Annotated in this window: 8 protein-coding genes; 1 reads left to right on the top strand and 7 read right to left on the bottom strand. The window is 33.1% G+C overall.

The genetic code is table 11. The features are described 5' to 3' along the window. Positions 1 to 119: 119 nt before the first annotated feature. From WMO18_RS10440 to WMO18_RS10410, 7 genes are all read right to left on the bottom strand, one after another. Positions 120 to 872 carry a pseudouridine synthase gene (locus WMO18_RS10440; RefSeq protein WP_211148125.1) on the bottom strand — a complete coding sequence of 251 codons (753 nt, stop codon included), beginning with the start codon at positions 870 to 872 and terminating at the stop codon, positions 120 to 122. Then, a complete protein-coding gene (locus tag WMO18_RS10435; RefSeq protein WP_211148126.1) occupies positions 865 to 1980 on the bottom strand; it encodes a D-alanyl-D-alanine carboxypeptidase family protein in 1116 nt (371 codons plus the stop codon). Before WMO18_RS10435 ends, WMO18_RS10440 begins: the two co-directional genes overlap by 8 nt. Positions 1981 to 2035: 55 nt before the next feature. Continuing rightward, positions 2036 to 2470, bottom strand: a complete 435-nt coding sequence (gene ytfJ, locus WMO18_RS10430; RefSeq protein WP_022505475.1) for a GerW family sporulation protein — start codon at positions 2468 to 2470, stop codon at positions 2036 to 2038. Positions 2471 to 2481: 11 nt separating this feature from the next. Continuing rightward, positions 2482 to 2850, bottom strand: coding sequence for a DUF2953 domain-containing protein (locus tag WMO18_RS10425; protein ID WP_367286584.1), 369 nt, complete (start codon positions 2848 to 2850; stop codon positions 2482 to 2484). A gap of 279 nt (positions 2851 to 3129) precedes the next feature. Further along, complete coding sequence (gene scpB / locus WMO18_RS10420; RefSeq protein WP_211148128.1) at positions 3130 to 3759, bottom strand: SMC-Scp complex subunit ScpB; 630 nt, start codon at positions 3757 to 3759, stop codon at positions 3130 to 3132. A gap of 19 nt (positions 3760 to 3778) precedes the next feature. After that, the gene (locus WMO18_RS10415) at positions 3779 to 4522 is read right to left on the bottom strand and encodes a segregation and condensation protein A (RefSeq protein WP_248004723.1); all 744 of its coding nucleotides are present in this window, start codon (positions 4520 to 4522) and stop codon (positions 3779 to 3781) included. A gap of 2 nt (positions 4523 to 4524) precedes the next feature. Continuing rightward, complete coding sequence (locus WMO18_RS10410; protein WP_211148129.1) at positions 4525 to 5220, bottom strand: site-2 protease family protein; 696 nt, start codon at positions 5218 to 5220, stop codon at positions 4525 to 4527. 267 nt (positions 5221 to 5487) lie between these two features. Between WMO18_RS10410 and rpmB the strand changes: the two genes are divergently transcribed. Next, the gene (gene rpmB, locus WMO18_RS10405; protein ID WP_022505480.1) at positions 5488 to 5676 is read left to right on the top strand and encodes a 50S ribosomal protein L28; all 189 of its coding nucleotides are present in this window, start codon (positions 5488 to 5490) and stop codon (positions 5674 to 5676) included. Positions 5677 to 6085 lie beyond the last annotated feature (409 nt).

The following is a 6085-nucleotide window of genomic DNA, read 5'->3' as shown; positions in this document are numbered from 1 at the left end:
GAACTTATGCAAAAGTTTTTTGTAAAAAAACTTTTGTAGTGAAGCCCCTACAACTGTTAGCCAAAATTTTTATAGAAATTTCTACAACTGTTAGCCTTAGCTTTTATAACAATTCATAATTAAATTGAATGTGATGATGGGTTTGGATTTGCCACTAATTTATCTATTTCTTTTTGTGTTAAATCTCTCCAGTCACCTGTTTTTAACATACCAAGTTTTACTGTACCGATTGCAGTTCTCTTTAGTCTTGCAACTTCTAAGCCTAACTGTTCACACATTTTTCTAATCTGTCTGTTTCTGCCCTCGTGAAGTAGAATTTCAAGCACAACTCTGCCCTCTTGACGAGTGATAATACGGACTTCACAAGGCTTAGTCTTGTAGCCGTCAATTGTCATACCCATCATCATTTGTGTAACTTGTTCGTCACTGATGCTAGGTCTTACTGTTACTCTGTAAACCTTATAAATATCTTTCTTTGGGTGAGTTACTGTGTTTGCAAATTCACCGTCATTTGTCATAAGTAGCATACCCTCACTATCTCTATCTAGTCTGCCTACAGGATATACTCTTTCTTCAATGTCAGAAACTAATTCTGCAACACATTTTCTTCCCATTTCATCACTCATAGTTGTAACATAACCACGAGGTTTGTGTAGCATAATATATCTTTTCTTAGGCATTGCAGTACCCTTGATTCTTTTACCCTTAACAAAAACCTTATCATTTATAGGGTCAACCTTGTCACCGATAACTGCAACTCTTCCGTTAACCTTTACACTACCTTGTCTGATTAAATCTTCTGACTTTCTTCTGGATGCTACTCCACAATCAGCCATCATTTTCTGTAATCTTACTAATTCTTTCTTAGCCATTGAACAATTCCTTTATAAAATCCCAGAAACTTTTTTCCGTTTCCTTATACTCAATATCTTCTTGATACTTTATTATATTTTTCTCAAGAAGTTTTCCATTCCTATAATAATTTATAACACCTGCTTTGTCACTTTTTTTTATTGGACAATAAGCAAATGGTGAAAGAAATATCTTTCTTTCTATTTTATCACTTTTGTTATTTAGAATAAATACTTTTTCTTTTAGCTTTATATTTGTCTTATCCTTAACTCCACCAACTAGCTGTTGAATTAAAGTTTCTTCTTTAAAAACTTTTGTCTTTACCTTAGAAAAGCCATAGTCATATAAATTTATATGGTCTTTCCAATCATTCTTATCACCTAAAGTTACTGCAATCAGCGTTATGGCATTTTTCTTAGCAATAGTAACAAGGCATCTTCCGGCACTTTCCGTATAACCTGTTTTGCCACCGATACAATTTTCATACAGAGAAAGAAGTCTGTTGTGGTTTTGATATGTAACAATTTTATCCTTTGGTGAAACGAAAGAAACTGTCATTGATTTGCTACCACAAATCTTCATAAACTCTTTATTCTCAGAACATTCCTTCATCAAAAGAGCCATATCATAGGGTGTGCTAAAATGGTTATCATCATCAAGTCCCGAGGGTGTTACAAAGTTAGTGTTTTCCATACCAATCTGCTTTGCTCTTTTGTTCATTAATTCTGCAAACTTTTCTTTACTACCTGCAATCTTAATTGCAGAGGCAGTGGCAGCATCATTACCGGATGGCAAAAGCATACCCACACACAAGTCCTTTAGTGTTACCTTTTCATTAACTTTTAGGTACATTGAGCTACCTTCTTCTATCATAGATTTCTTAAAGGTAACTATAGGGTTATTGTGCTTTTCTGCATATTCGATAGTTAATAAAGCAGTCATTAACTTTGTAGTTGATGCCATCTTCATTTTTACATTTTCATTTTTTCCATACAATACTGAATTATTATCCACACAATAGAGAACTGTTCCCATTGCTGATGTGGTAACTTCAGTTGCCTTAACATTTATAGTAAGTAATGAAAATGAAAAAACAAATAAAACTAAAAGCGAAATTACTCTCTTCAAAATACCACCTCAAAATATGTTATGAAGTGATACATACTATTAGTACAAATGCAAATTACATTTCTACTTCATTATCATCAACTGTAATTTCAGGTGTTGTACCGTTGTCTTTATTTTTCTTTTTATCTTTCTTAAAGAAACTACCGATTTTGTCAAAAGCCTCAGGAACAATATCCATAACCTTATCAAAAGTACCTTCACTTTCAGTAACCGGAATCATTCTTACTTCACCTTTGCAAACAGTTAAGAAACCTACAGGTGTGATTTTGATACCTGCACCTGAACCACCACCAAAACAATCTCTACCGTCTTTCTTTGATGGAAAATCAGAACCACCACTTGCAAAACCATAACTAACCTGAGAAACAGGCACAATTACAGTACCGTCAGGTGTTGTAATTGGATCACCGATAATAGTATTTACATCTACCATTTCTCTAATTTTCTGCATTGTAACGCCCATTAGGCTTTCAATAGGATGTTCACTCATAGCAATTCTCCTTATCTAAATTTCATTTTTAAATATGTCTTAATTAATTTGAACAATGCACCAAATGCAATCTTCAAAATAAATATTATTCTTATTGAACCATATAAATAAGCAAAAGCTGTTGTTTTGCTGTCTTCATTAAAGTCACATACCACATCAGCAGTATAGTCCTCAATATTAAGAGTAGTATATAACCTACCCATTACAGGATAAACTACTGCACAAACTGCACCATAACCTAAAGCAGTATCACTTGGGTCATCTCCACCTAAAGTGACTTTTACATCAAAGTTATGAATTATAAAGTGCTTAAAGAAATTACTTAAAGAACCTTTTGCAATAGAAAGTAGTCTTTTCAAAATATCTAAAAGACCAGACACACCTTGCTTTTTCAGTAAAGCAATAGATATGCTTTCTTTTTTAGTATCATTTTTTTTAGTTTTCTTCTTAGTATTTTTCTTTTTGGTTTGTGATTTTGGTTTATTGGAAGTACTTTTCTTTTTAGCTTTTTTTTCTTTAATAATATTAATTTTTATGAACAGTATTTTTAGGGTAACTTTTGGTTTATCCCTATACTCAGCTATTACATTTATTTTAATTAAACTGACTAAGAAAAGAAAAAGTAATATAGAAAATATTATGATGAGAGCAGTCATCACTTACTCCTTAGTTGCCATATTAACAATTTCTTCCGGTGTACCTGTGACTTTTTCATCTTCATTATTTTGTGTAGAAGTTTCCTCATTATCCTGATTATCAGAGTCATTTTCTTCCTTTTCATCCTTTGGAATCGGAGGAAGTTCATCAATTGAACTAATGTTGAAACATTTTAGGAAATTCTCGGTAGTACCATAAAGCAAAGGTCTACCCGGTAATTCAAGTCTGCCTTGTTCTTCAATCAGTCCTTTAACAGTCAGTGAACCGATTACACCGGAACAGTCAACACCACGAATTTGCTCAACAAATGCCTTAGTTACAGGTTGGTTATATGCAATAACAGACAGAACTTCCATTGCAGCACCGGAAAGTGGTTTCTTTCTGCTTAAGTCCATAACTGTTCTTATTTGTTCTCCAAATTCCTTATGAGTTACAAATTGAAAGTTATCCTTGTATCTCATTAGTTTAAAGCCATGATTTTGAGAATTAAATTCTTCTTTAAGTTCTTCCAAAAGACTTTCTGCTTTTTTAGGAGTTATTTCAAGGGACTGGGCAATTCTTGTAATTTCTACCGACTCACCGGCAGCAAAAAGTATTGCCTCCATAGCTCTTTTCATTTCTTCATTACTCATATATTATTCCTCAAAAGAATTAAATCATTTTTACTTCAGCATTATCTCCGTCACCCTCAACCCTTACTCTCTTGCCTTTTACAAGTTCAAGAACTGCAAGGAATGTTGCTACAAGGTCACTTCTACCTTCAGCAGCCTCAAAAAGTGAACTGTACTTTACAGTTTTTCCTTTATACAGCTTTCTCATAACGGTAATAATCTTGGATGAAACAGAAACAATCTTTCTGCTGACAATACCTGAAAAAGCATCCTTAGGTGGTGGTAACTTTGCTTTACCTCTGCCAACTGCTGAGATATATGCTTTTACCATATCATTAGGGTCATGACTTCTGTTATAAGTCATATCAAAATTCATCTTACTAGGCTCTTTTGAATAATAATCAAAACAAACCATAGGTGCAAGTTTCTGTGCAATCTCTTTACACAATTTATATTCAATCAGCTGACCTGTAAGTTCCTTTTGAAGTTCCTCAGCCTCTTCCTCGTACTTAGGAAGCAGCATTACCGACTTAATATGCACAAGCCTACTTGCCATTTGTAAAAATTCAGACTCAATATCCATTTCGTTTTCTTCCATAATCTTGATTTGTTCAAGATACTGGTCTATTAAGTCAGAAATAACAATATCACAAATGTCAATTTTATTCTTTGCGATAAGAGTCAGCAGTAAATCAAGTGGTCCGTCAAAAACCTCTGTATGATACTGAAACTTTTGATTTTCGTTATTCTCAGATGGAGTCACCATTACATTATTTTCTGCCATAGTTAGAATGCCCACAAGAAAGGTAACTTAGCAACAAAGTCAATACCGTTCTGTACAAAATTACTTAAATATGCAAGTGGAGTTGATAGGAATCCCATCCATAGTAAAGCAAATAATGCAAACATAATATATCTTTCATACTGATAGAATTTATATACTAATCTATCAGGTAAAAATACAAATAGAATTTTTGAACCGTCAAGTGGTGGGATTGGCACTAGGTTAAATACTGCAAGATATACATTAATCATTACATAATATCTTAGGAAATAACCGATATAACCACCAACAGTAGTCATAAAGAATGATGGTGCAAATGCTCCGATAGCAAAGAAAATAAGGTCACCTACAAGAGCTGCTATTAAGTTTGCAACAGGTCCTGCCAAGGCAGTAATAGCCATACCTGTCTTTTCATTCTTAAAATTACGAGGGTCAATTGGTACAGGTTTTGCCCAACCAAAACCAAAGCATAATAGACAAATTGAACCCATTACATCTATATGTGCAAGTGGATTAAAGGAAAGTCTACCTCTGTATTTTACAGAAGTATCACCTAGTTTTAGTGCAGTAAATGCGTGAGCCCATTCATGGAAAGGTAGCACAAGAAAGATAATTACAAGTAGTGCCAAAAGCTGAATTACAATTGACTGAAAATCAACTTGACCACCACGAAAAGCAGAGATTAGTTCACTTAACATAAATTCACCTATTTTCAATTTAATATTCATTTTATTATAGCTTATATATAGAAAAATTACAAGGTTATTAAAGAAAAATTACAGGAATATTACAAAATAATTGTTTTTCTGTACATTTCCGTTGAGAAGTGTTGATTTTTTTAATATTATTCAATATAAAAATAATTTATTTTCAAAAAACACTTGCAAAATCAAGAAATATCTGTTATTATATCATAGTTGCTAAATGTAAAACGACTATTTAAATTGCTAAGGAGGTGCAGACACATGGCAAAGTGTGATTTCTGCGGTAAAGGCGTTACTTTTGGTATTAAGGTATCTCACTCACATAGAAGATCTAACAGAACTTGGAAGCCTAATGTACAGAGAGTTAAGGCTATTGTTGACGGTCAGCCTAAGCGTGTTTACGCTTGCACCCGTTGCTTACGTTCAGGTAAGGTTACAAGAGCAGTCTAATTTTATAGATAACTTAAACGAAAGTACTGACCAGAGTTTATACTCTGGTCTTTTTCTTTTGTCTAAATTTTATAGATTGTTCACTAATAAACTTGTGGTGTATGGTAGTGTATGGTTTGTACCCCTTTTCAAAACTTCTCTATATTATATATTTAAAGAATAGTAAAAACCCTAAAACCCTACACCATATCAGTTAGTATTTTGTCTTGTCTAAATATTATACTGCAAATTTTAGTTTGTCAATTTCGTTTGTGGGTTAAGTTTAATCAGTTTTACAAATTAGGGTTTTTCAATTTTGTCTGTGGGTAAAGATAAATTAGTTTTATAAATTAGGGTTTGTGGTGCTAGAACTTGCCTTGTTATGTGGTAGATATTTAGAATTAGTAGAGACTAACCAGCCTTCCTTGTG

It is taken from the genome of Ruminococcoides intestinihominis (assembly GCF_040096285.1).
Classification (GTDB): domain Bacteria; phylum Bacillota; class Clostridia; order Oscillospirales; family Acutalibacteraceae; genus Ruminococcoides; species Ruminococcoides intestinihominis.
Note: the sequence above shows the minus strand (reverse complement) of the source record. Positions and strands in the feature narration are given on the sequence as shown.

Bases quoted from the DNA above. Each gene is read 5' to 3' on its own strand.
- WMO18_RS10440 (WP_211148125.1), bottom strand. From the start codon at position 872: ATGGCTAAGAAAGAATTAGTAAGATTACAGAAAATGATGGCTGATTGT.
- ytfJ (WP_022505475.1), bottom strand. From the start codon at position 2,470: ATGAGTGAACATCCTATTGAAAGCCTAATGGGCGTTACAATGCAGAAA.
- scpB (WP_211148128.1), bottom strand. From the start codon at position 3,759: ATGAGTAATGAAGAAATGAAAAGAGCTATGGAGGCAATACTTTTTGCT.
- WMO18_RS10415 (WP_248004723.1), bottom strand. From the start codon at position 4,522: ATGGCAGAAAATAATGTAATGGTGACTCCATCTGAGAATAACGAAAAT.
- WMO18_RS10410 (WP_211148129.1), bottom strand. From the start codon at position 5,220: ATGTTAAGTGAACTAATCTCTGCTTTTCGTGGTGGTCAAGTTGATTTT.
- rpmB (WP_022505480.1), top strand. From the start codon at position 5,488: ATGGCAAAGTGTGATTTCTGCGGTAAAGGCGTTACTTTTGGTATTAAG.